Below are 24,040 nucleotides of genomic sequence, written 5' to 3'. Positions count from 1 at the left end.
GAGTGATCGCTCAGAAGCCCCGCGGAAATCGCGGGGTGGACGGGCGTTTATACTAATTCGACTCTCTCGCCAGTCTGACAAGATTTATAGATAGCGTCTATTATTTTTAAATCTCTTAAGCCTTCCTCGCCATCAACGGGTATAATAGACTCTTTGTCTTCTAAAATAATAGACGCCATTTCCTCCATTTGTAATGTTTGATGGGTAACATGCTGTTGTGTGAGCTTACCCTTATGCGTCCTTCCCGCTATAGGTCCGTAACCGGTGGAAGGTTGCATCTCGGCAAACCCCTTTTCCCCGTTTAAGAAAAATCGATCGAGGTTATTCATATTGTAGGTAGACAGGCAGGAAGATACAGCACCGCTTGGAAAACCAAACTGAAATAATATCGTTTCATCTACACCCTCTTTAAATTTTACCGGATCTGTCTTCATTTCCTGTGCGGTTACCCATATGGGTTCTTCCCCGACCATGTAGCGAGCACCGTTGACAGCATAAATGCCAATATCCATTAAGGAACCACCACCAGCCAAGGCTCTATCCAATCTCCATTGGTTAGGATCACCTATCCTAAAACCGCATTGTCCTTGAAAAAAAAGGATTTTTCCGAAATCACCGTTTCGTCTCATGCGGACAATTTCGAGCGTTTTCGGCTCAAAATGCAGACGATACCCAACCAATAACTTGACCTTTGCCTCCTTGCATGCCCGAACCATTTCTTCGCCTTCTTTGGCATTCAGACCCATTGGCTTTTCGCAGATTACGTGTTTCCCCGCTTTTGCGGCTCTTATAACTTGATCGTGATGCAAAGCGTTGGGAGTAATTACATACACGGCATCGATGTCGGGGTTGTCCTTTAGGTCGTCAAAATTTTCATAGTTGTAGCAGTTTTTCTCTGGAATTTGGTATTTTGATTGCCATTCCTTGATCTTGGCAGGCGTACCGCTGATTACGCCCACCAATTTAGCTTTCTTACACGCTTTCATAGCTTCTGCTACGCGTGTTCCATATCCACCAAGCCCCATGATAGCCACTCGTAAAACCGGACCGTCATAGGGTTCGTTGTCAACACCGAATGAGCCAAATTGCCAGGAAGGGAGTAAAGGCAACGCCATGGCTGAATAGGTAATCTTCTGAAGAAATTCTCTTCGTGTACGCATAGGGATTGAGTTTAGTTTTCTATCACCTATAATTAACAATAAAAAGAAGAAAAGGTTTAGAAGTGGGTTTCTATGTAAAATCGAATAATCTAAACCTTTTTGTGATTCAATATGTTTATTTAAAAATAGATTAAGACTATGGTGTTGCCGATTATATTTGCGGTCCTGTTTATCGCACTTGGAATTTTCTTCGTGATCAGGAGCCAAAAAAGGAAAGAAACGCGTAAACCCAGATGAGGCTAAGCGGGATGATGAATAATATACGTTCAATACCCCGTACATGGATGTGGGTAGGAGGGATTCTGTTATTAGTGCTTATAGTAGCATTGTCGCTAGGTGCATACTACGTACGTAATTGGAAGCCCAAAATCAAAGCCAAACTGGAAGGAGTTGTCCAACAAAGGAGCAAGGGGCTGTACACGTTGACTTATGACGATATGGAACTGCATATCCTAACAGGTACTGTCCGTTTGAAAAATGCGGAACTCGTTTCTGATTCCACAGTTTACCGTGAACAGATTGCGTCAAAGACCGCGTCAGACAGCCGTTTCCATGTTAAATTAGAATCCTTAGAAGTGAAAGGCGTGAACCTCTGGTCTGTTTTGATACGCAAAAAGTTATTTATCAAACATGTTACATTGAGCGGAGCGGACTTGCTCGTGCTGAATGAATCCCATGCTTATAACGATGCAGTTAAGCGTGATAGCGCCACTTCGTTGTATGATCGCATTAAAGATACCTTCAAATCGATACAGGTAGACAAACTGAGTCTAGACCGTTTTAATATCGTGTATTCAAAGACAGAAAGCGGTAACACGAACGTGATAAAAGTCGACAGTACACAATTCCGGTTTTATGATATCCTGGTAGATGAAAACGCAGCACAGGATTCCGCACGTCTATATTATTTCAAAGCCTTACAGATAGATATTCCAAAATTTGAATACGAGATTCCGACCAGCCCTTATAGGATAAGTTTTGATCGTTTGATGATGGACAGTAGGGAGGATCAACTGTTATTGACGAAAATCGACTTGTCACCGAAGATCAGCAAAGTAGATTATTTCCGAAATGATAAGGAGAATAAAGCTTTGATTTTTCTAAACTTTGATACTATTCGAATGGAAAAGATCCGGTTCCGAGACATGTTTGATAGGCAACGGATCTCCTCTATATACGTACATGTGGACGGAGGTATAGCCTCATTTCACAAAGATAAGCGCTTTCAAAAAGATAACGTAAATAAGATAGGAGAGGCTCCGCATCAAAAAATAATGGCCGTTAATCTGCCTCTTTACTTTGATACAGTTTTTGTAGAAAACGTAGATGTTTCCTATCACGAGCTGAGCGGGAAGTACCATCGTGAAGGCGTGATTACTTTTCAACAGGCACATGGTCATATTACCAATGTCGCTAACGATACAAGTCAACTGGAAAAGGATAAATTCATGCGAGCAGATTTGCAAGCAAACCTAATGGGATCAGGAAGATTGCATGCCGTATTTGGCTTCGATATGCTGAGCAAAAATGGTCGTCACTCTTATGCTGGAACATTAGGAAGTATGGAAGTATCAGCTTTCAACCGTATAATTACGCCGTTGCTTAATCTCCAGTTTGCTTCCGGGAACGTGCGTCGCATACGTTTTGACATGCAGGGAAATGACTACAGAAATTGGGGTAAACTCTATTTTGATTATGAGCAACTTAAAGTGAATCTTTTATATCCTCCCGGTGCGGAAAGCAATAAAAGAGGAAAGCGCGGTATCCTCACGTTTTTAATCAACCAGCTTTTAATCAATGATAGCAATCCGGATGCAAATGAAGTGTATCACATAGGAGAGATAGATTATGAGCGTGTTCCCGAATATTCTCACTTTAAAACCATTTGGAAGAGTCTTCAGGAAGGTTTGCAACAAACGGTAGGTTTGAGCGAAAGCAGTAAACGGAAACTGCAAGAAAGGGAGTAATAGCTATCCGGTTAAGAGAGATTTGCGTATTTTTGCGGCATGTCAAAATCACCTATTGTTATTGTTGGAGCGGGACCGGCAGGGCTGATAGCCGCGCAACAATTGGCAGTAAAGGGGTTTGAAGTGCACATCTACGAGCAGAATAAAGCCGCTGCACGTAAATTTTTAGTGGCCGGCCACGGTGGGTTTAACCTTACGCATAGTGAAGATATCGATTCGTTTATTCAGAATTATGATAAAATCGAAATCCGCCGTATTATTAAACATTTCGATAATAGGGCTACTGTGGAATGGCTTGGCAAACTGCGAATCCCGACGTTTATCGGCAGTTCCGGCAAGGTATTTCCGGCAAAGGGAATAAAACCCATACAGGTATTACAAGCTATACTCGCTAAATTAGTATATGATGGTGTAAAAATACACTATGGCTATCAAATGGTCGATTTTGACGAGAAGGTTGCTACCTTCATTCATCAAGGAGAGTTTATACGAGTCCCGTATCATAAACTAATTTTGGGACTAGGCGGCGGATCTTGGTCTAAAACAGGTTCAGATGCGAAGTGGGTAGATATTCTTAATGCAAAAGGCATTCAAATTAATACACTGGAACCAGCTAATTCGGGTATGAACACGAAAGATGAATTTTCTTCGCTTGCCGGCCAGGTACTAAAAAATATTCAGTTAAAATTTTCGGAACACAAGAAGTCGGGTGAAATTGTATTTACATCATACGGTATCGAGGGAGCCCCCGTATATTATCTAAATCGTTTCCTGCGCCAGCATCCTTTTCCGAATCATCTGTTTTTAGATTTAAAACCTACTCACTCGATGGCGTCCATCGAAAAGGAATTGGAAAATAAAGGGAACGTTGTGTCCGTTCTCAAAGAGAAATTAAAATTCTCGCAAACAGCTGTACAATTACTGAAATTTTTGGATAAAAAAACGTATACCAATCCTACCAAATTAGCTTTTGCAATAAAAAAATTCCCTATTGAAGTTACTTCTTTTAGACCTATTGACGAGGTCATTTCTACCGCTGGAGGAGTTTCTTTTGGCGAACTGTCTAGTTCCCTAGCACTGAAAAAGTACCCCAATGTTTTTTGCGTCGGTGAAATGCTCGACTGGGAGGCGCCCACTGGAGGCTATTTATTACAAGCTTGTTTTAGCTCTGGAGTGTGGGTTGCGGATAATATAAAGTGAAAAAGACTTAACAAAAGAGACTTTTCATTGTTCTATAGATAGTATACTAAATAGCACAACTATGAGTACAGAAAATCTTTATAATCAAGAAGCGATAGAGAAGTTAAAGAAAATCGTCGATCAGATTGATATTGGCATGTTGGGAACATATCCAAAAGATAGCGACTATATTCATGCCATTCCGATGAGCAGGCAGGAAGTCGATGAAAAAGGGAATATTTGGTTTCTGTTTTCTTCGGAAAGTGAGACACACAAACACTTACAGGACACGACTAAAGTTAGCTTGCTGTATTCGGACGTCCGCAATTATAGCTTTCTGAGCATTAACGGCGAGGCCGAAATTAATCAAGATAGAGGCCGGATAGAAAAATATTGGAATAAGATGGTTGAAGGCTGGTTTGACCGTGGAAAAGAAGATCCGCGTATACGTGTACTTAAGGTTGTTCCTTATGAGGCTCATTATTGGGATACGAAATCAAGTAAATTGATAACCTTTTTTAAAGTGGCGGCACGTGCTATTACGGGAAGTAACATCGAAACCGGGGAGCAAGGCGATTTGAATTTATAAAATTCAATTGTCGCACACGGTGTCATAATTTCATTGAACTATTTACGTTTTGCTAGGTTATTTATAAGGAAAAGATAACCATAGTGATGGATAAATACAGAAGTGAAACGGTTAAAAGGAGAGCCCTGCGGATAGCGCAAGTTGCACCATTGTATGAGTCACTGCCTCCAAAGTTATATGGCGGAACGGAGCGGATTGTACATTATTTGACAGAAGAATTAGTTCGGCAAGGGCATGATGTTACGTTGTTTGCTTCAGGAGATTCTAGTACAACAGCTAAATTGATTGCCTGCGTCGATGAGGGGCTGCGGTTAAAACGACACTGTAATGATCCATTAGCGTATCATATTATCCAAATGGAAAAGTTGAGTACGCGCATCAATGAATTTGATATCCTTCATTTTCACACCGATTACCTTCATTTCCCGTTCAGTAACATGTTAGAAATTCCGTCTGTTACAACTTTACACGGCCGGCTGGATATCCCTGAGCTACAGGATATCTATCATACGTTCCCTTATCAAAACCTAATATCAATTTCTGAAAATCAGCGTCTGCCAATTCCTCAAGGAAACTTTGTCAAAACCATATATCATGGACTTCCGACAAACCTTCATCACCAAGGAAAAGGAAGAGGTGAATACTTGGCTTTCTTAGGTCGGATTTCGCCCGAGAAAGGTGTGGAAAGAGCAGTCGAAATTGCCTTAGCAACGAATACAAAACTGAAGATTGCCGCAAAAATTGACAAGACTGATTTTGCCTATTATGAGGAAAAAGTGAAATTTCTCTTAGATCATCCTTTAATTGAATATATCGGAGAAATAAGCGAACAACAAAAAACGGAGTTTCTGGGTAGTGCAAAGGCTTTACTGTTCCCTATAGATTGGCCGGAGCCATTTGGGTTAGTCATGATCGAGGCTATGGCATGTGGGACACCTGTGATTGCATTTAATAGAGGATCTGTACCAGAAATCATGGAAGATCAAGTTACTGGTTTTATCGTAGATTCTGTAACGGAAGCTATTGAAGCCGTAAGTCGATTAAAATATTTGTCAAAAATGGACATACGTCGTGTTTTTGAAAGACGTTTTACAGCCGCTCACATGGCAGACAACTATATTGATGTGTATCATTCTCTAGTCAAAGACAGATACAAAAACGTCCATCGGCGTAGTATGCCAAGATTAAATAAACCAGCATGAAAGAAGAAATAACACAAGAAGAAGAAGAATATCACATCTCATCTGATGCCGTTAATTCAGATGAGGTAAATATGGTGTTAAACTATTCCAATACATTTGCGGTTTTTGACCGATCCGGGAATATCCATCCCTATGGAAAAATGGTACAGGGCATTTACCACGAGGGTACCCGCTTTATAAATAGATTAGTATTAAAGTTTAATGGTCAGAAACCTCTTTTACTAAGTGGCTCAATCAAAGAAGGAAATTCCATCTACTCGGCAGATCTTACAAACCCCATGATAAAAGCATGCAAGATACAGGAAAATTCTATTCATATCGAAAGGCATCAATTTGTGCGGGAAGGTGCTTTTTACGAGGAAATCAAGATTCTCCAATACGAGCCTGAAAATTGCTCCTTTGATTTAAGCTTGGATTTTGACGGGGATTTTAAGGATATCTTTGAAATTAGAGGGATAAAAAGAAAAGTAGATACCCATAATGCGTACCCAGTTGATCACAATGAATATTTTGAAACCACTTATTTAGGACTAGATGGTATCAAACGTTCTTTTGAAATCTATTTCCAGTCTGACGCTGAATATAGCTTAGGAGGAAATCGAGCTGTCTTTTCTGTTAATTTAACTTCTAAAAAGGTCGTAACTATTCAGTATTGTATTCATTTCTTGACGGGGGATGAGAAAAAAGACGCTATGTCCTATGCTGAAGCCAGTGAATTAAACCAGTTTGAGTTAAATCAAAGCAAAACCTTGTTCGCCGAGATTAAGACTTCTAATACACAGTTTAACCATTGGTTGTATCGGTCGGAAAAAGATTTTATATCGCTCCTTTCTCAAACCGATTATGGAAAATATCCATATGCTGGCGTTCCTTGGTACAATACGCCGTTCGGGAGGGACGGGATAATCGCCGCTATGGAAATCTTATGGATCAATCCGGAAATTGCAAAAGGGGTATTATTATTCTTGGCCGCAAACCAGGCTGTTGACCTAATTTCGGAAAAAGATGCCGAACCTGGAAAAATACTCCATGAAGCGCGCAACGGTGAAATGGCGAATACGGGTGAGATTCCTTTTAAGCAATATTACGGAACAATAGATGCCACGCCTTTGTTTATTATCTTGGCGGGAATGTATTATGATCGTACTGGTGATTTGAACTTAGTTAAACAAATTTGGCCGAATATTATGACTGCGGTCAATTGGATCGATAACTACGGAGATATCGATGGTGATGGTTTCGTGGAATATATACATAAAGCTAAAAATGGTTTGACGAATCAGGGTTGGAAAGACTCCTTTGATTCTATCATGCACGAAAACAATCAACTTGCCGACCCGCCGATTGCGCTATGTGAAGTTCAAAGTTATGTGTATGGTGCAAAACTTCATGCTGGAAAGCTCGCCCTTGTACTTGGTAACCAAGATAAGTCGTCGAGACTATATGATGAGGCCGCCGTTTTAAAAAAGAACTTTAACGAGCGTTTTTGGGATGCGGATTTATCTAGTTTCGTTTTGGCGCTCGATGGTCAGAAAAAGCCTTGCAGGGTAAGGTCATCGAACGCTGGACACTGCTTATTTACGGGGATTGCTGACGACGATAAGGCTGCCGTTCTTGCGGATACGCTACTTGCTTCGGATATGTTTAGCGGATGGGGAGTCAGAACCCTGTCATCATCATCGGGAAGGTATAACCCGATGTCTTATCATAATGGCTCAATCTGGCCTCATGATAACGCATTGATAGGTTACGGGTTATCAAAGTATGGTTTACAAAAGCATGTTTTAAAAATTATGGGCGCCATATTTGACGCCTCGTTATTCATAGAGTTGCAAAGGGTCCCTGAACTATATTGCGGTTTTGAGAAACGGCAAGGCATAGGACCTACGGCGTACCCGGTTGCCTGTTCACCACAGGCGTGGGCAGTTGGTACGGTATTTATGCTGCTCCAGTCTTGTTTACGTATCGATATAAATGCGATAAATAAAACAATAACCTTCGATCGAATTGTGCTTCCGGATTATCTCCACGAAATTCGTCTCACTGATTTGAAACTGGGGAATGAAAAGTGTGGTTTAATCATCAACCGGTCGAAATACGGTGAGGTAGGTTTTAATATTCTCTATAAACCGGATGATTGGGAGATCGTGATAAACTAACTCAATCCTGAAAGAATCATATCTTTTAGGAGCGTTCTAAAGATTATCGTTTACCTTCCAATTATATGCGGTATAAAACGGCTTTTATCTGTCGTAATGGGCATATCAGATTCCCTGAAGTTTATACCGCACGGCTCTTGGTCAATAATCCAGCTGCCGATAATAGAAAAACCTGTATCTTCCCGGTGTAAATTGGCCAACTCTTGATAGACAAAACCTTCTCCGCCATATTCGCCTTCCGTATGATAGATCATCTGACTGTCGTAGTACATTTCTATGTTGGCGCCTTCGCGTGATAAGATGGGCTTTTTAACAAAATGCTTCAGGTGAGCCGGTTCCTTAAAATACGTAGCTAATAAGTGGGGATGATTTGGAAATAACTCCCACAGTATTGGAAGTATCGCTTTGTTGGATAATAACATTTTCCACGACGGCTCTATCCATTGTGTCTTGTTCGGATCGTTTACAATATGCACACCAAATTCCTCCCGCGTCATCCATTCCCAAGGATATAATTTGAAAATAGATAGAATTGGTTCACCTTGTAAATCTACGAAGTCGTTGCCAGTCCAACCGATATCATCAATATAGATAAGCTTGGTTTCAATACCAGCCTGAAGTGCGGTATCCCGGAGATATTCAACATTAGTAAGATCCTCCAGCGTTTCTTTAGCACAGGAAAAATGTAAAATACCCCCTTTAAGATAAGGCTTTAGTTTTATCCAGCTCCGAATCAATTGTTCGTGGATACTATTGAACTGATCCGTAAGTTCTGGAAAATAATGATTTTTCCAATACCACTGTACAATACCGGTCTCAAAGAGTGACGTTGGTGTATCCGCATTGAACTCCAACATCTTTAACGCTCCATGCAAAGAATCATAGGCGAAATCAAAACGTCCATATATGGAAGGGTCGTCATCGTTCCAAGTCCGCTCAATATGAGGGATCATAAAAGGTGGTATATGAAAATGCTTATATCGTTTGTTCTGGACAATGTACTCGACAGCGTCTAAGCACATTTGCCAAAGTTCGGTAGTAGCCTTGTAGATCAGATCTGCATCTTGATTGCTAATCTCGTAATAGTAACCATCCATCCAATAGGGAACGCCGTCTGGCGTATGATAGCCATATCCTATGGACTCTAGGCGGGACTGCCATTTCGGATCGATACGTAATTTTTTGATTCGCATCAGGAACCGTAAGAAGATCTAGCCGAGGAAGCCGCGTTACGACCAAAGCCGCCGCGTTGAGCTTGGTAGGCGGCCGCCTTTGCTGCGTTCGTACCCGCTATTGATTGCGGATGCAGACTATTATTAGCATAGCCGAAACCACCTCCTAAGTGTCTAAAAGCCATAAACCAGAGTAGGGCCGAACCCATACCACCTCCCGAATGTCCGCGTGTATAATTGTCCGTAACTTCTGTATAGGCGGCCGTGGTGTCTGCACGCATAAATACACGCTGCCTGTCCTCGCTATTTCGTTGACCTTCGGGCTGCGCGCAGGAGGCCAGTACCGAAGTAATTAAAACCAATTTTATACTTTTTGCTGCTGTTTTTCTCATCACTGTACAGTTACATAGATAGGTACCTTGCTCAACGTCGCAGATGAATCCATGGTATTCCAGGTACCGGGCGCTATGGCCGTTACGATGGTATCATTTTTAGAAGTAATCTGCTCACCGTTATACCAGATATGTTGTATGGTTATATGCAGAACGGAATCACCTTTGGTCACCGTTTTTAAAGTGATCTCCCGGGCTGACTTTCTATCCAGTTGTTCTAGTACTTGTTCGCTGCGCCTATCGCGACAAGATATCACGCTGATCAAGCAAAGTGCCGATAATAAATATTTCATATGTTGACCCACTCCAGGCAAACTTAGCAAAAATGCTTGTATTCCCGAATATTTAATAGGACAAAACAATGAATAAGCCTTATAGCAGACATCCATTTCGATTTGAATGGAATGTCTTCGAAAAAAAATAAGTAAGGAAATAATTTAAAGAAAACTTTCCCGTGTACCATATGTTCTTCTGTATAAACAATTCATTGGAATAGAAAGATAAAAAATGAAATTATCATGAAAAAAAATGAACACGAAACTTCTGGATGCCCCTTTCATTCTAAAATCAACGATTTACAGAAAAATAGCGTCACGAGTGAAGGTAAACCGATGACTACGGACCAAGGTGTAAAAATTAACGACGACGCGAACTCGCTAAAGGCTGGTGAGCGAGGAGCCTCGCTGTTAGAAGATTTTATACTTCGTGAGAAAATCACCCATTTTGACCACGAACGTATTCCAGAACGGATTGTACACGCCCGCGGTTCCGGCGCGCATGGTTACTTTGAGCTGTATGAAGATATGAGTAATTATACTCGCGCTAAGATTTTTACAGATACTGAAAATCGAACCCCGGTTTTTGTCAGATTTTCTACGGTGGCTGGAAGCAAAGGCTCGGGGGATCTGGCTCGAGATATACGGGGATTTGCCGTTAAGTTTTACACGCAGGAAGGTGTATTTGATCTTGTCGGAAATAATACGCCCGTATTTTTTATCCAAGACGCGATGAAGTTTCCGGACATCATACACTCGGTGAAACCCGAACCTGACTGGGAGATTCCCCAAGCAGCATCTGCACACGATACATTTTATGATTTTATTTCGTTAGCTACCGAATCGTTACATAATCATATGTGGGCAATGAGTGACAGAGGTATTCCAAGGAGTTATCGGATGATGGAAGGCTTTGGTATTCACACCTTTCGACTGGTAAATGCACAAGGTGAGTCACATTTCGTCAAGTTTCATTGGAAACCAAAATTAGGTGTTCACTCCGTTACCTGGGACGAGGCCGTAAAAATAAACGGCGCAGATCCTGATTTCCATCGGCGAGATTTGTGGGAGGCCATAGAAGCTGGGCATTTTCCGGAATGGGAGCTTGGTCTACAGATTATTCCTGCGGAGGATGAGCACAAGTATGAGTTTGACCTTCTGGATGCCACAAAGTTTGTTCCGGAAGAACTAGTGCCTGTAAAAATTATCGGGAAGATGACATTGAATCGCAATCCAGACAATTTCTTTGCAGAAACCGAGCAGGTGGCTTTTCATCCAGGACACATTGTACCAGGTATCGATTTCACAAATGATCCATTATTGCAAGGACGGCTTTTTTCCTATACGGACACGCAACTGTCTCGATTAGGGGGGCCTAACTTTCGGGAAATACCCATCAACCGTGCGGTCAATGAAGTGCACAATAACCACCGCGACGCGCAAATGCGCATGACGATCAACAAAGGTAAAGCGGCGTATTTCCCTAATACAATAGGTGGGGGATGCCCGCATTTAGCGAAGATGGCAGAGGGCGGGTTTACGTCCTTTGAGGAGCGGATAGACGGCAAAAAGATTAGGGACAGGAGTTCCAGCTTTAACGATCATTTTTCGCAACCGGCTTTGTTTTTTAGGAGTTTAACAATGTGGGAACAGACTCATTTGATTAACGCTTATGCATTTGAATTGGGGAAATGTCTGTTAGATCCGATTAAACAACGCATGTTGTGGCTTTTGTCACAGATAGATAATCGGTTAGCCACCGCTGTGGCAGACAAGCTGGGGATGCAAATACCGACCGGTATAGAAAAACCGATAAATCAAAACATTGGTGCTGATGCAGATCCGCACAAACATGAACCTCCTGCGGTTAAACATTATTTGGAAAAGTCAGAGGCTCTCAGCCAAGAACGGTTGCCGGCTGCGACTATAGAGAGCAGAAAAATTGCTGTATTGGTGGCGAAGGGGTTTGATATGGTAGCACTACAAAAAATGAAGACGTATCTGGAAGAACTAAAACACGCGAGTTTTCTACTTATAGCACCCCATGGCGGCACCGTAACTAGCGCAGATAGCAGGGAGCATAAGGTGGATCACGCATTAATGACAACCGAAAGCGTACTTTTTGACGCCTTGTATGTCCCTGGAGGTGCGGGAAGTATACAAAAGCTTAAAGAAGAAGGAAAGGTGTTTAAATTTATAAATGAAACGTTAAAACACTGTAAGACGGTTGCCTTTGACGGAGAAGCTGAAGAACTGTTTCAGCTTTCGGCTGCAAAGGATTTTGTCAATGACGAAGCCATTTTATTGAATGGTACGCCCGAGCAGTTCGCCAGCGCACTGGCTAAACACCGAAACTGGATGCGCGAACCGCATACCGCACACATAGCGGTTTAAACAGCACTGGTTTATGTGAGATTAGTTGGCGAGCATAGCTCGCCAACTAATTCAGTAGTATTAATACGGGCAATTTTTTTATACTCGCTCATACTGAACCGTGTTTCGATGATCTGAAAGTTTTATTGCAAATGTTCGGCATAAAATATAACAGTCTCCGCTACAATTTTATCAATTTCTTGTTCAGGAATGTTATTAAACCCATGATCGCCATTTTTTACCTTTATAAATTCATGGCGTACACCAAATTTTGTAAGAGTTTTCGCTAGTACTTTAGATTGTTTTATCGGCACAATGCGGTCTTTCGTGCCGTGTAGGATAAGCGTAGGGACTGCAGTTGAATCAACATAATACAACGGTGAGTATTCTGTTGCTATTTGCAATACATCGTCTTTATTTTCCTCTAAAGTATACCCTGTTAACGCGTGGATAACCTTTTGCCGAAGAGGATACAGTTTACTTGCAAAGGTTTTGTACATGAAAATAGTTAGCTTTCCTGCATCTGTACGCAATAAAGCATTAAGATCAGTGGGACCAAAATTGTCAACCACGCAACTAACTTGTGCAGAAAAATTTATAAGGCTTTCGTCTCCCAACCATTTGGAATCATCAGAGTACGCTGCTAACATAGCGAGATGGCCTCCAGCGGAGCCTCCCCACAAACCCACCCGATCGCCGTCGATATTATACCTGTCCGCTTGAGCACGTACCCAACGTATAGCGTCCTTACAGTCGATAACGGGGTCGGGAAAGTGTATTTCTTTATCCAATAACGTATAATCTATGCTTACTACTGCGAAGCCGCTGTCATTTAATGCTTTTCTGAGAGTCCGCATATAATATAGCGTCTCTAACGTGCGGTTTCCTGCTACCCAAGCACCGCCATGTATAATGATGACAACGGGCGTCTTCTCCGCGGTCAAATTATGGTCGGGTAAAAAGATATCCAAGGAGAGCGATTTTCCCTCCTGTGATGTTTTATAAACGACATCTGTAAAAATGCGGGCAGTCTGCGCAGAAACGCCGGGCCCCAACATGCTTACAATAAATAAGAATAGAATAGAAATAAATCTCATATATAAAGTGTTGATATCACAAACTTATGCAAATTGATTCTTATGCGCAATATACTGTAAGCGCGCCCGTATGTTAAGCGCTGGTATATGCAAAATCACTTTATTTTTTCTCCGGCAGTACGGCCCAGATGACGTTAGCGGCGTCGTCTGTAACTAGCATATATTGTGGAGTGAATACGACAGCTACTGGACGTCCACGGACCTCCGCTTTCTCTTCATCGGCGATAAAACCCGTCAGGAAGTCCTTAGGTTTACCTACAGGTTTGCCTTGTTCAAATGGAACGAACACGACTTTATATCCGACCAAGTTGGAACGATTCCAAGACCCATGTTGGCCGATATAGGCGCCTTCCTGGAAAGTCACCGTTTTGCTAAATGCTAAACCCAGCGATGCGGTATGCGAGCCGAGAGCATAATCTGGTGTAATTGATTTGGTGGTTAACGAATCCGGAGCAGATCCCAAATGTTCAATGTGTTCGGAATCCCACCGGGGGTCAATATGCTTGCCCCAGTAAGTATATGGCCAGCCATACCAGCCACCTGGTTTTACTGCCGTAATATAATCGGGCACGATTTCGTCACCCAGTTCATCACGCTCGTTGACTGCGGTCCATAGTTGACCAGTAGTCAGTTCCCAATCCATGCCCACTGGATTCCGGAGACCTGCTGCGTATATCTGTTTGTCTGAACCATCTGGGTTGATCTCCAGAATCAACGCTCTGCCGACTTCTTTGTCCATACCGTTCTCACCGACATTGCTACCTGAACCAACAGATATATATATCTTAGATTTATCTTTATTCGCAGTGAGGTTACGTGTCCAATGGTTATTATATCCCCCGGCAGGCAGCGAGATAATCTCCTCGGGTTTCCTTGTTACTTTTCCTGTCGAAGGATCATATGGGAAACGTAGTAATGCGTCGGTGTTTGCTACGTAGAAAAAATTATCGATTATCAACATTCCATAGGGCTGTGATAAGTCACTTAAAACAACCTCTTTCTTTTCGGCTATACCATCTTTATCTTCATCTCGGAATCGCAGTATCTCGTTAGGACTCTTATCACGAAAGACGTTGCGCGAGTTTTCTTTTTCAGGATCTTCTCCTTCTTTTTCTGTGCGGGATTGAGCTACAAAGATGTCGCCATTATCCGCTACATAAATGTTGCGCGGGCTATTAAGGTCGCGGGCGAATGCGACTACCCGATATCCTGATGGTGCAGTCGGCGTATTTCCCCCCTCCCAGCCAATTACCTTTGCAAATTTGTTCTGTGGTGGTGTATCGAAAGGTGCTTTTAATTTGATGTCGGCGCCATATTCGTTGGTAATAGCCCTGGTATCGTCGTCACGGATTAATGTATCCTTATCGTTCGAGGCGCTGTTGCCTGACTCGCCGCAGGAAATTAGAAGGGCTATAGCCGGTAACAGTAATGCTAAATATCTTGTCCGAGATACAATCTTCTTTTTCATATGTTATTGTCTGTTTACTTATTATTTTATAACAATTTTTTACGAGGATGGTTCCCATTAAAGGACGTTTCTCTTGACTTTGTCATAAATAGGTATAAAGGATTCACATTTTGAGAATGTCTAAAACTGTACTAACTTTAAATTGTTCATAGGGCAGATCTATCGGTAGTGAAATGATGTATATACTATGGAGAAACGTGTAAACTTCGAAGTTATCATTATCGGCGGCAGTTATGCAGGCCTGTCAGCGGCTATGTCCTTAGGCCGTTCATTACGCGCTGTATTAGTTATTGACAGCGGATGGCCTTGCAACCTTCAAACTCCGCATTCACAGAACTTCCTTACGCATGATGGGCATACACCCGGTCAGATTGCTGCAGAAGCCAGAAGGCAACTCATGAAATATGACACTATAAAGTTTCATCATGGTCTTGCCGTTGGGGCTTCGAAAACAGACCAAGGATTTACTGTTATTACCCAGACTGGTGAGATCTTCAGTGGGCAAAAACTTATATTTGCCACTGGTATAAAAGATGTTATGCCCGATATTCCGGGTTTTTCGGAATGCTGGGGAATAACCGTGATTCACTGTCCATATTGTCATGGCTATGAATTTCGTAATGCGAAAACCGCCATTCTTGCCAATGGAGCGAAAGCTTATCATCTAGCGTCTTTGATAAACAACTTGACGGATGATCTTACACTTCTCACTAATGGTAAAGTTGAGTTTGATTTTCCAGCTGCGGAAAAATTGAGAGCGAACGGTATAAGTATCATAGAGAAAGAGGTTGCTGAGATTGTGCATGAAGATGGATATGTTAAAGAGGTTGTGTTTATGGACGGTAGCCGAGAGGCATTTATAGCTGTTTATGCCGCCTTGCCCTTCGAACAACATTCCGATATTCCTGCGGCTTTAGGGTGTGATTTCACGGAACATGGTTATATTTATGTAGATACGATGCAGAAGACAACTGTTGAGGGGGTCTTTGCTTGTGGCGACAACGCCGCTATGATGCGTTCCGTGGCAAATGCTATTTCTTCTGGAAATGTCACGGGAGCTATAGTTAATAAAGAACTTGTCGACGAGCATTTCTGAATATAGCAATAATTATCGCAGGTACCTACTTTCATGGATGGTATCGTCATAGCGGCCTAGGGTGTCTCAAAGATTTATGTTGTGAGAATTTTTTATTTCGGCCATGACAAAGGTACTATGTGTGCTGCCAATGCTTTCGAGCGTACCTAATTTGTTGAATACAAACTCTTGGTAATGTTTCATATCCTTTGCAAACACTTTTAAAATGAAATCATAATCGCCCGACACATTATAGCATTCTACCACCTCATCGATCTTTAAGATGTCTGCTACTAGCCGATGGCCCACCTGGCGGTCGTGTTGCTTCAATTTAATATTACAGAAAACGATAAACCCTTGGCTAAATTTCTCCGGATTGAGTAACGCGATATATTTTTTGATATAGCCGTTGTTCTCTAACCTCCTAACGCGTTGCAGCACGGGTGTAGGCGAGAGATTTACCCGTTTAGCCAACTCCTTAATAGTGTGGTTGGAATTGTCCGCCAATATTTTCAATAACAACAAATCTGTCTTGTCAAGTTCTTCCATAGCATAAAACACTTTTCGGTAAACAAATCTAATAAACAAAAAGATAATTATACTAATACATTTATATTATTTAGTTAAAAAACCTAATTATGTAAAAAATTGTGGTTGTTAATAAACAGAAACTAACTTTGTACAGTGCTTAGCCAGATGTGCGAGGAGTTAGGATATGCTCACATTTGCAAGACTGTTTAACGAAAAACACAGTATTATTTATGAAATTTTTAGTTACCGGAGGTACGGGATTTATTGGAGCACGCGTTGTAGTCAACCTGTGGGAACGTAAAATTCCGGTAGTGGTCGCTGACCTGAACCTGAATATCGAATGGACAAAGCAGATTGCTTTGTTAAAATATCAAAATAACGAGATCAAGCTTGCAGAAATTGAGGAGCAGATTCGTCAGACCACATTTATTGAATTGGATGTATCCGACAGAGGTGCAGTAAACAATGTTTTTTTGACTTATCCGGATATTACCCATGTTGTTCATCTAGCGTATCTTATGAGTGCCGAAGTGGAAGCGGATCATCATCGTGGCGCATCTGTTAATATTCTCGGCATGGTCAACATGTTTGACATGGTAGTGGATCATAAACTAACTCGTTTGGTGTTTGCCAGTAGCGAGACAATCTATGGGGCAAATCATAGCGCCTATGGCGGCGAAGATTATGCTATTAGGGAGGACGACTTTTGCTCGCTAGATGATCATTTCTATACCTATGGTGTTATGAAAATGTTAAATGAATTTACAGCCAAGAAATATATCCAAACGAAAGGAGTCAGTATTGCGTCTATGCGTCCTCCGGTTGTCTACGGAGATGGACGCATGCGCGGATCGGTTCTTTGGGCTTGTGAATTTGCTACCAATCCGGCATTGGGGAAGGAGGTTAAACTGCCCTTCTCTAAACATGCTCGTGATTGCTGGATTTATGTCGATGACGTCGCGGAACAGTTTGTGCGACTAACATTGAAGCCGGAGCTCAAATACTTCGCATACAACAATGGAGGACATTCGGTGACGGCTGAGGAATTGATGCAGACTGTCGCGAACATCGTACCAGATGCTCGGTATGAGTTCGACGAGAATGTGCAGCGAACATCCCTTGTGGACCGTTGTGATGGCGCTCGTTTAGAAGAGGAAATTGGATTTACGCCAAGGTCGCTGGCCGATGGGGTACGGGCGCAGATTGAGGAAGCTCGAAACAGGCAATTACAGACCGTTTACTAGAAAAGTTCTATCTTTATAGATATTTTAAAATACTAAGCAATATATGGCAGGATTTCGTAATACAGTGGTGGGGAGTTACCCGCGTCCGGAAAAGTTAGAAGATACAATGAAACGACCCGTAATGACCCAGGAAGAGGTGGATGATTATATCAAATGGGCAGCAAAAGATCAGGCTGAATTGGGATTGGATACGATTACCGATGGCGAAGGATACCGTGAGAATATGTACTATTTCTATCAAAAGCGTATTGACGGTATTACGTTCGAAAATATGCCCAAGGTTTCATTCGGTACTGCTGGTTTTGGAATTGAATGTCCAAGAGTTGTCGGCGAGCTTAAGAATTCACGGTTCGAAATAGCGCGTAATTGGAAAATTGCCCGTGATGCTGCGCCCGCCGGTGTCGATGTCAAACTGACGGTAACCGGGCCACATGTGCTATACCGTTTCAGTGTGAACGAGCGTGAAGATCTGTATCCCGACGCACAGGCTTTATGTCGTGCGTGGGCTAACGTTTTGCGAGATGAAATCGCCGAAGCCATAGCACTTGGGTGCACGCATGTGCAATTTGATGAACCGATGTGGACAGAGTCTCCGGAAGAAAGCGTTTGGGCAGCTCAGATTCTGGCGGAGCTAATCGAGTCATTGCCGAAAAAAGTGCGTATCGGATTGCACGTGTGTGGTGGAAATCCGAGAAGAAAACGGGTCTATTTTACAAAGTATACTGACATAGTTGACGCTTTTAAGACCGTCCCGGTAGACGAGCTTTTGCTGGAACATTGTACACTCAGTTACAACATGCTTGAGTTGTTTGATGAGTGGGATTTTAAAGGAGACTTGGCGATCGGTGTGATAGACCAACGTAGTGACGATTTAGAGACTGTAGAGGAAATACGCCAGCGGTTGAAGCCTGCGCTGGATTACTTTCCGGCCGATCGTTTGATATTGACCAGCGAATGTGGATTTGGACACGTACCCATTGATGTCACACATGCCAAATTAAAACGTCTTGTCGAAGCTTCTAAAGTTTTGTAAGAAGATCGCCTACGTATCCCCTTAAACTTGCTTTTAAGGGGGCTATTATTTGAATGTTTTTGGGTCTGGGTGCAAATATTGGTACGGTATGTCTTGCTCAGATAAAGTTGATGTTATTTTTCGGCCCTGTCCCTGCGTGTTACGGAATTCGGTTAAGCCCTTTTGATAATTAACAACGTCCTGTTTAGTCGGATGCTCAGGAGCTACGATATTATATATTTTCGAATGGATTTTTTTATCTATCATTTTTTCGGTTATCAGGACGATATCTTCATAATGGACATGGTTAACAAACTGATCAGGATTTGAAGTATGGTAATTACTGAAAATTCTGTCTCCTCCCATTAATCCGCCTAATCGCAAAATGTTCACCTGTGGGAATTTATTCTTTATTAATTGCTCTACGAATAAGATATTTGGATGAAGGGACTGTTCATCAAGTGTTTCTTCGCCGATTTCCATTTGTGTCTGCGGATAGATTCCTATTGAGCTCATCAAAAAAAGCTGTTTATCGAAGTCGTTAATAAACAAGCTGATATTTTCAAACCGGTTTTGAAGCGATTTTATATCCGTTCGTTTTGAAAATGGTACGCTGATAATAATCGTATCCAGGTGTTCCAAAACTTTCCAAGATTTATACGTTTGGCGTATTTCGTTATCTGAAAATTGAATAGCAATGGAATCATATCCCACCGCTTCCAGTTCTGCTCTTTTTCTTTGTGTGGTTGTGGACGTATAGATTTTATATTTTGGAAACAAGTGTTTAGCCATATGTGATCCTAACCAACCGCATCCAATGATGCCTATGTTCTTCATGTCGATATTAGCTAAAAGACTAATGGTGTAAGGTAATATGATTTATAGAGGTGTCGTTTGTCGATGGACGCATTATCCTATTTTGTTGTCGTTTAATAAGTCGAGCGCTTCCTGAATATAAGCCATACCTTCCGTAGAGTACGGAAGTGTAAGTGCAAAATGGTGCCCCTGATGGTCCATTTTTAACAGTGACCTTTTTAAAATGTTAACGATTTTTGCTCGATGATTCGGAAAGAACGTTTCGTACTGATACGCTAGGAAAACCAAACATAAGGCATTTTCCATGGTCTGTACCACCGGATTTACTTTTAATTTCTTTTTTAAGATGATTTCCTGAACATCTGCGATGAGGGTATCTGACACTTGTGATTGTTCCATGATGATTTTCGCCTTTTCAGCATGGTGGTTAGCTAAAGTCTTCCTCCACTGAAGGTATCCGCTTTTATCCAGCGGAAAACTGTCTCGTGGAATTTCCCACCGTCCGATATGCTGACATCGGGAAGCCAGGATGAGCGCATCACTTGCTTTAGGATCTAATTTCAGTACCCACTCATGTAGCTTAGTGGCTAAAAAATATTCCTGCGGGTATTGCATACCTTGCCAGACAAAAATATGAGGGTCTTGGCTATTGTAGTCATCGAATAAATCTAATGTTTGTTGTATGTTTGGATGCATGTCGTCAATAATTACTAGTTAAACCTTTACTTCCCTAATACCTCGATGTACAGATTCTCTACTTTCTTACGAGCCCACGGCGTTTTCCGCAAAAATGTCAATGACGATTTTAAACTTGGGTTGTCCACGAAACAGTTAATTCGCACCTCTTGGCCTAATGCTTTCCAACTTCCATAATAATCCAATAATTCTTCTATAATCGTATCCAGCCGTTTGCCATGTAATGGGTTATTTGGTTGCTTCTCCATATTATAAAATTACAAAAAAAGTAATTACCTTTTCTTATTTTTCATGGTCATTTTGGCTTTTAGCCCACTTCCATAATTGTAGGTTTTGTTATTGCTTTCTTTCTTTTTATGAAAAGCGCCACCTTGTGATTCATCTACTTCATTTTTTTCCTTTAGATTATTGGACGGACGATAGATGACAAGATCTTCTGGAAGAGGTATGACAGGTATTTTCTTCCCTAAAGATTGCTCTATTTTTTTAAGTTTGGGGAGTTCGATGTCTGTTGCAAATGTGATGGCAATAACGTCATCATCTGGAGTTTTTAGGATATGTCGTACAAAAACGTCGCTATTTTCTGGTATTTCAAAATGAAATATAAAAGGAATTCCACTCAAATCAACATCATTCGTGCCTTCATTTGCAATAATGAGTATTCGACATTCGGCGATTTGCTTAAAATCATGAAGATTATCCATACCTACGTCGTTATGTAGTAACGGGCGTAAAACAGCAACTTCTCCTTTTTTGGTGTGTAGACTTTGACTTAATTTTTGTGCAGTAAGCCTACTATTCACAAATATCACGACTTTATCAAATACTTCGTCGTCTCTCATCAAAAGATTTAGCAAATTGATTTTCGTGGTGAAATTAGGAACTTGATACAACATGAGTTCATGGGTGTCGACGATTTTCTCACCAAGCTCTTCAACCTCGACCAGCGTAGCGAACGGCATAAAATCATCGATCATCAAATGCAATTTTTCATGTTCGACAGTACTGAAGGATAAATACTGGACTTTTCCGCAGCTTTGGGCCAATTCCCTTACAGTTGTTTGCATTCCCTGCTTAACTATTTCTTCTGCATCATCGATGATGAACGTCTGAATACGATTTAAATTAAGCCCTAATTTTAAATACACTGCACGGGCACGGTTCGGAGTCGCAACGACAATATCTACCCCACGGACCAAATCTTCGATCTCTTCCTCCATACTTCCACTCGTTTTGAGTCCGATAATATGCAGGTTCTTATTCTTGCTGATGGTCAGAAAACGATCTACTATTTCTGTGATTTTTTCTTCATTAGGCGCTAAAATTAAGACCTTAGGAGCCTCATCTTGCGTATGTTTCAGGCGCATCAGCACGCCGAGGACATAAGTAGTAGTTTTTCCAGCCCCTTCAGGTGCGACGCCAATAATACTATGCCCACCGACGATTCGAGAGAGTGATTTTAACTGGAATTCTTTTGCCGTAAAGTAACCCAAATCATTCATGGATGCATGAAGACGTTTACTAAGCTTTAATTTATCTAAAGACACTGCTGAACAATTAAATGAATACGAAGCTACAAAGTTAACTAAAATATAATTGGCACGTTTCCTCTTGTCTACTCGAAAAATAATAGCCAATAAGTTTAGCGATAACGTTATTATTATACCTTAACCGAAATCGATAAAATCTTTTTTGTAAATTGTACGCACTATTTATATTAATAAGATATGCGTAAAAAAACACAATTGATTACCGCTATGATACTATTTTCTACGACGGTTGCTGTAAGTCAGATGAAAGTTCGGGAAGAGCTGCCTGAAAAATATAAGTGGAACCTTTCCGATCTCTATGCTACCGATGAAGTTTGGAAAGAGGAAAAACAACGAGTGCAATTAGAAATGCAGAAAGCAGCATCCTACAAGGGTAAGCTTACGCAGTCCGCTTCCGTACTTTTAGAAGCACTAGAGTTGAATAGTAACTTGGTTAAGGAAATGGCCAGACTATCATCTTATGCGTCGATGAAATCAGATCAAGACACCAGGGTGACAAAATATGCAGGAATGAAACAAGAGTTGCAACAGCTTTTTTCAGCATATGGCGCACTGACATCGTTCATGGAGCCAGAATTATTAACACTAAAGCAAGAACAGCTCAACGCTTTTCTTGCAAAGGAAAAGGTACTGGCGACATATAAATTTTACCTCACGGATTTGCTTCGCAAGCGCGAACACCGGGGCACCGAAGAAGTTGAGAAGGTAATGGCGTATTCGTCATTAATGTCTGGAAATGCAGCAAATATCTTTAGTACATTTTTTAATGCAGAGTTCCCCCATCCGGAAATTGAATTAAACGGTGAGCGCGTAAAGCTCAACGCCGCCAATTTTGCGCTATATAGAGCAAGCGAAGACAGAGAAGTCAGGAGCAAAGTGTTTGAGACGTATTTTCGTAAGTTGAATGAATTTCAACGGACCTTTGGAGCGCAGCTATACGGAAACATTAACGCTGCATTGTTTACTACAAAAGCTAGAAATTATGAGAGTACGTTAGAAAGGGCGCTGGATGGGGGGAATATTGCCACTGATGTTTTTCATAATCTCATTAAGAACGTGAATGGAAACTTAGAGACCTTTCACCGCTATCTAAATCTTCGTAAACGTATGATGGGCGTAGACACGTTGCATTATTATGATTTATATGCCCCTTTGGTTGAAAAAGTAGATTTAAAATATACGGTCGAAGAAGCTGTTGAAAATATTTTGCAATCCTTGAAACCTTTAGGTGCCGATTATATAAATGTGTCAAAAAGAGCATTTAATGAAAGATGGATCGACATGTATCCAAACGAAGGAAAAAGATCGGGGGCTTATTCTAATGGGGCCGCGTACGACGTACATCCATATATACTCATGAATTATAATGGAAAGTACAATGACATGTCGACTTTAACGCACGAATTGGGGCATACAATGCACAGCTACCTAACCAATAAGAAGCAACATTTTGCGAACGCCAATTATTCTATTTTCGTCGCTGAGGTGGCATCCACGCTAAATGAAGAATTGTTGAACGACTATATGCTGAAGCAGATTGAAGATGATAGAATCCGGCTCGCTATCCTCGGAAATTACCTCGAAGGCGCCAAAGGGACATTGTTCCGACAGACACAGTTTGCTGAATTTGAATTGATGATCCACGAAAAAGTTGCAAAGGGCGAAGCGTTAACTGGTGAAGATTTTGATAAAATGTATCTCGATTTAACCAAACGGTACTACGGTCATGATAAAAATGTTTGTATAGTGGATGATTACGTCAAATCCGAGTGGTCTTATATTCCACATTTTTATTACAATTTCTACGTTTATCAATATGCAACATCCTTCACCGCCTCTACCGCTCTTTCAGAAAAGGTGCTAAAAGGCGCGGATGAAGATCGTGAAAAATACCTTAATTTTTTAGCCTCCGGAAGCACAAAATACCCCGTGGATTTACTTGTCGATGCTGGCGTGGATATGAATACTTCAGAACCGTTTGACCTCACTATTGCTAAGATCAACGCTGTAATGGCGGAGATGGAAACCATTCTGACGAAAATCGGGAAATAATAGGTATGTATACTAAGCCATAGCTTGCGAA

21 protein-coding genes are annotated in these 24,040 nt (G+C 41.5%); 10 read left to right on the top strand and 11 right to left on the bottom strand.

Annotated features, from left to right (window positions below; all coding sequences use genetic code 11):
- Window positions 1–47: 47 nt before the first annotated feature.
- Window positions 48–1,160, bottom strand: coding sequence for a Gfo/Idh/MocA family protein (locus C5749_RS06600; RefSeq protein WP_105725288.1), 1,113 nt, complete (start codon window positions 1,158–1,160; stop codon window positions 48–50).
- 248 nt (window positions 1,161–1,408) lie between these two features.
- Between C5749_RS06600 and C5749_RS06595 the strand changes: the two genes are divergently transcribed.
- The 5 genes from C5749_RS06595 to C5749_RS06575 all read left to right on the top strand — a co-directional run bounded on the left by C5749_RS06595 (window position 1,409) and on the right by C5749_RS06575 (window position 8,256).
- Complete coding sequence (locus C5749_RS06595) at window positions 1,409–3,127, top strand: hypothetical protein (protein WP_146113706.1); 1,719 nt, start codon at window positions 1,409–1,411, stop codon at window positions 3,125–3,127.
- A 39-nt stretch (window positions 3,128–3,166) separates the two neighbouring features.
- Window positions 3,167–4,327, top strand: coding sequence for a BaiN/RdsA family NAD(P)/FAD-dependent oxidoreductase (locus C5749_RS06590; protein ID WP_105724130.1), 1,161 nt, complete (start codon window positions 3,167–3,169; stop codon window positions 4,325–4,327).
- A gap of 61 nt (window positions 4,328–4,388) precedes the next feature.
- On the top strand, window positions 4,389–4,895 hold the full coding sequence (locus tag C5749_RS06585) for a pyridoxamine 5'-phosphate oxidase family protein (protein WP_105724128.1): 507 nt from the start codon (window positions 4,389–4,391) through the stop codon (window positions 4,893–4,895).
- An 86-nt stretch (window positions 4,896–4,981) separates the two neighbouring features.
- Window positions 4,982–6,097 carry a glycosyltransferase family 4 protein gene (locus tag C5749_RS06580; RefSeq protein WP_219847912.1) on the top strand — a complete coding sequence of 372 codons (1,116 nt, stop codon included), beginning with the start codon at window positions 4,982–4,984 and terminating at the stop codon, window positions 6,095–6,097.
- The gene (locus C5749_RS06575) at window positions 6,094–8,256 is read left to right on the top strand and encodes an amylo-alpha-1,6-glucosidase (protein WP_105724126.1); all 2,163 of its coding nucleotides are present in this window, start codon (window positions 6,094–6,096) and stop codon (window positions 8,254–8,256) included. Before C5749_RS06580 ends, C5749_RS06575 begins: the two co-directional genes overlap by 4 nt.
- Window positions 8,257–8,306: 50 nt before the next feature.
- Here C5749_RS06575 and C5749_RS06570 read toward each other — a convergent pair whose 3' ends face one another.
- From C5749_RS06570 to C5749_RS06560, 3 genes are read right to left on the bottom strand one after another with little or no spacing between them, the layout of a single operon-like run.
- Entirely contained in the window at window positions 8,307–9,449 is a 1,143-nt protein-coding gene (locus C5749_RS06570) for a glutathionylspermidine synthase family protein (RefSeq protein WP_105724124.1), read from the bottom strand.
- Complete coding sequence (locus C5749_RS06565; protein WP_105724122.1) at window positions 9,449–9,820, bottom strand: hypothetical protein; 372 nt, start codon at window positions 9,818–9,820, stop codon at window positions 9,449–9,451. The genes C5749_RS06570 and C5749_RS06565 overlap by 1 nt, the downstream gene beginning before the upstream one ends.
- Complete coding sequence (locus C5749_RS06560; protein WP_105725285.1) at window positions 9,820–10,113, bottom strand: hypothetical protein; 294 nt, start codon at window positions 10,111–10,113, stop codon at window positions 9,820–9,822. Before C5749_RS06560 ends, C5749_RS06565 begins: the two co-directional genes overlap by 1 nt.
- A gap of 225 nt (window positions 10,114–10,338) precedes the next feature.
- On the opposite strand from C5749_RS06560, the gene C5749_RS06555 reads away from it, so the two are divergent.
- Complete coding sequence (locus C5749_RS06555; protein ID WP_105724118.1) at window positions 10,339–12,489, top strand: catalase; 2,151 nt, start codon at window positions 10,339–10,341, stop codon at window positions 12,487–12,489.
- Window positions 12,490–12,611: 122 nt separating this feature from the next.
- Here C5749_RS06555 and C5749_RS06550 read toward each other — a convergent pair whose 3' ends face one another.
- Together C5749_RS06550 and C5749_RS06545 are read right to left on the bottom strand one after the other, a co-directional pair.
- Window positions 12,612–13,565 (bottom strand): alpha/beta hydrolase, encoded by a 954-nt coding sequence (locus C5749_RS06550; protein ID WP_105724116.1) that lies wholly within the window; start codon window positions 13,563–13,565, stop codon window positions 12,612–12,614.
- Between the two features lie 100 nt (window positions 13,566–13,665).
- Window positions 13,666–15,033 carry a PQQ-dependent sugar dehydrogenase gene (locus C5749_RS06545; RefSeq protein WP_105724114.1) on the bottom strand — a complete coding sequence of 456 codons (1,368 nt, stop codon included), beginning with the start codon at window positions 15,031–15,033 and terminating at the stop codon, window positions 13,666–13,668.
- A 187-nt stretch (window positions 15,034–15,220) separates the two neighbouring features.
- On the opposite strand from C5749_RS06545, the gene C5749_RS06540 reads away from it, so the two are divergent.
- On the top strand, window positions 15,221–16,129 hold the full coding sequence (locus C5749_RS06540) for an NAD(P)/FAD-dependent oxidoreductase (protein WP_105724112.1): 909 nt from the start codon (window positions 15,221–15,223) through the stop codon (window positions 16,127–16,129).
- Window positions 16,130–16,195: 66 nt separating this feature from the next.
- On the opposite strand, the gene C5749_RS06535 is transcribed toward C5749_RS06540, so the two are convergent.
- Window positions 16,196–16,657 (bottom strand): Lrp/AsnC family transcriptional regulator, encoded by a 462-nt coding sequence (locus C5749_RS06535; RefSeq protein WP_105724110.1) that lies wholly within the window; start codon window positions 16,655–16,657, stop codon window positions 16,196–16,198.
- Between the two features lie 212 nt (window positions 16,658–16,869).
- On the opposite strand from C5749_RS06535, the gene C5749_RS06530 reads away from it, so the two are divergent.
- Window positions 16,870–17,883, top strand: coding sequence for an NAD-dependent epimerase/dehydratase family protein (locus C5749_RS06530; RefSeq protein ID WP_105724108.1), 1,014 nt, complete (start codon window positions 16,870–16,872; stop codon window positions 17,881–17,883).
- 43 nt (window positions 17,884–17,926) lie between these two features.
- Window positions 17,927–18,916: a cobalamin-independent methionine synthase II family protein gene (locus tag C5749_RS06525; RefSeq protein ID WP_105724106.1), complete on the top strand. Its 990-nt coding sequence runs from the start codon at window positions 17,927–17,929 to the stop codon at window positions 18,914–18,916.
- Window positions 18,917–18,961: 45 nt separating this feature from the next.
- On the opposite strand, the gene C5749_RS06520 is transcribed toward C5749_RS06525, so the two are convergent.
- The 4 genes from C5749_RS06520 to C5749_RS06505 all read right to left on the bottom strand — a co-directional run bounded on the left by C5749_RS06520 (window position 18,962) and on the right by C5749_RS06505 (window position 21,909).
- Complete coding sequence (locus tag C5749_RS06520; protein WP_105724104.1) at window positions 18,962–19,732, bottom strand: Rossmann-fold NAD(P)-binding domain-containing protein; 771 nt, start codon at window positions 19,730–19,732, stop codon at window positions 18,962–18,964.
- A 72-nt stretch (window positions 19,733–19,804) separates the two neighbouring features.
- Window positions 19,805–20,407 (bottom strand): DUF4202 domain-containing protein, encoded by a 603-nt coding sequence (locus C5749_RS06515; protein ID WP_105724102.1) that lies wholly within the window; start codon window positions 20,405–20,407, stop codon window positions 19,805–19,807.
- A 26-nt stretch (window positions 20,408–20,433) separates the two neighbouring features.
- A complete protein-coding gene (locus C5749_RS06510) occupies window positions 20,434–20,655 on the bottom strand; it encodes a VF530 family protein (protein ID WP_105724100.1) in 222 nt (73 codons plus the stop codon).
- Window positions 20,656–20,679: 24 nt separating this feature from the next.
- Complete coding sequence (locus C5749_RS06505) at window positions 20,680–21,909, bottom strand: DEAD/DEAH box helicase (protein WP_105725283.1); 1,230 nt, start codon at window positions 21,907–21,909, stop codon at window positions 20,680–20,682.
- A gap of 225 nt (window positions 21,910–22,134) precedes the next feature.
- On the opposite strand from C5749_RS06505, the gene pepF reads away from it, so the two are divergent.
- The gene (gene pepF, locus C5749_RS06500) at window positions 22,135–24,009 is read left to right on the top strand and encodes an oligoendopeptidase F (protein WP_105724098.1); all 1,875 of its coding nucleotides are present in this window, start codon (window positions 22,135–22,137) and stop codon (window positions 24,007–24,009) included.
- Window positions 24,010–24,040 lie beyond the last annotated feature (31 nt).

The sequence above is a fragment of the Sphingobacterium gobiense genome (genome assembly GCF_002980575.1).
Classification (GTDB): Bacteria; Bacteroidota; Bacteroidia; order Sphingobacteriales; family Sphingobacteriaceae; genus Sphingobacterium; species Sphingobacterium gobiense.
This window is presented reverse-complemented; position numbering and strand designations above follow the sequence as displayed.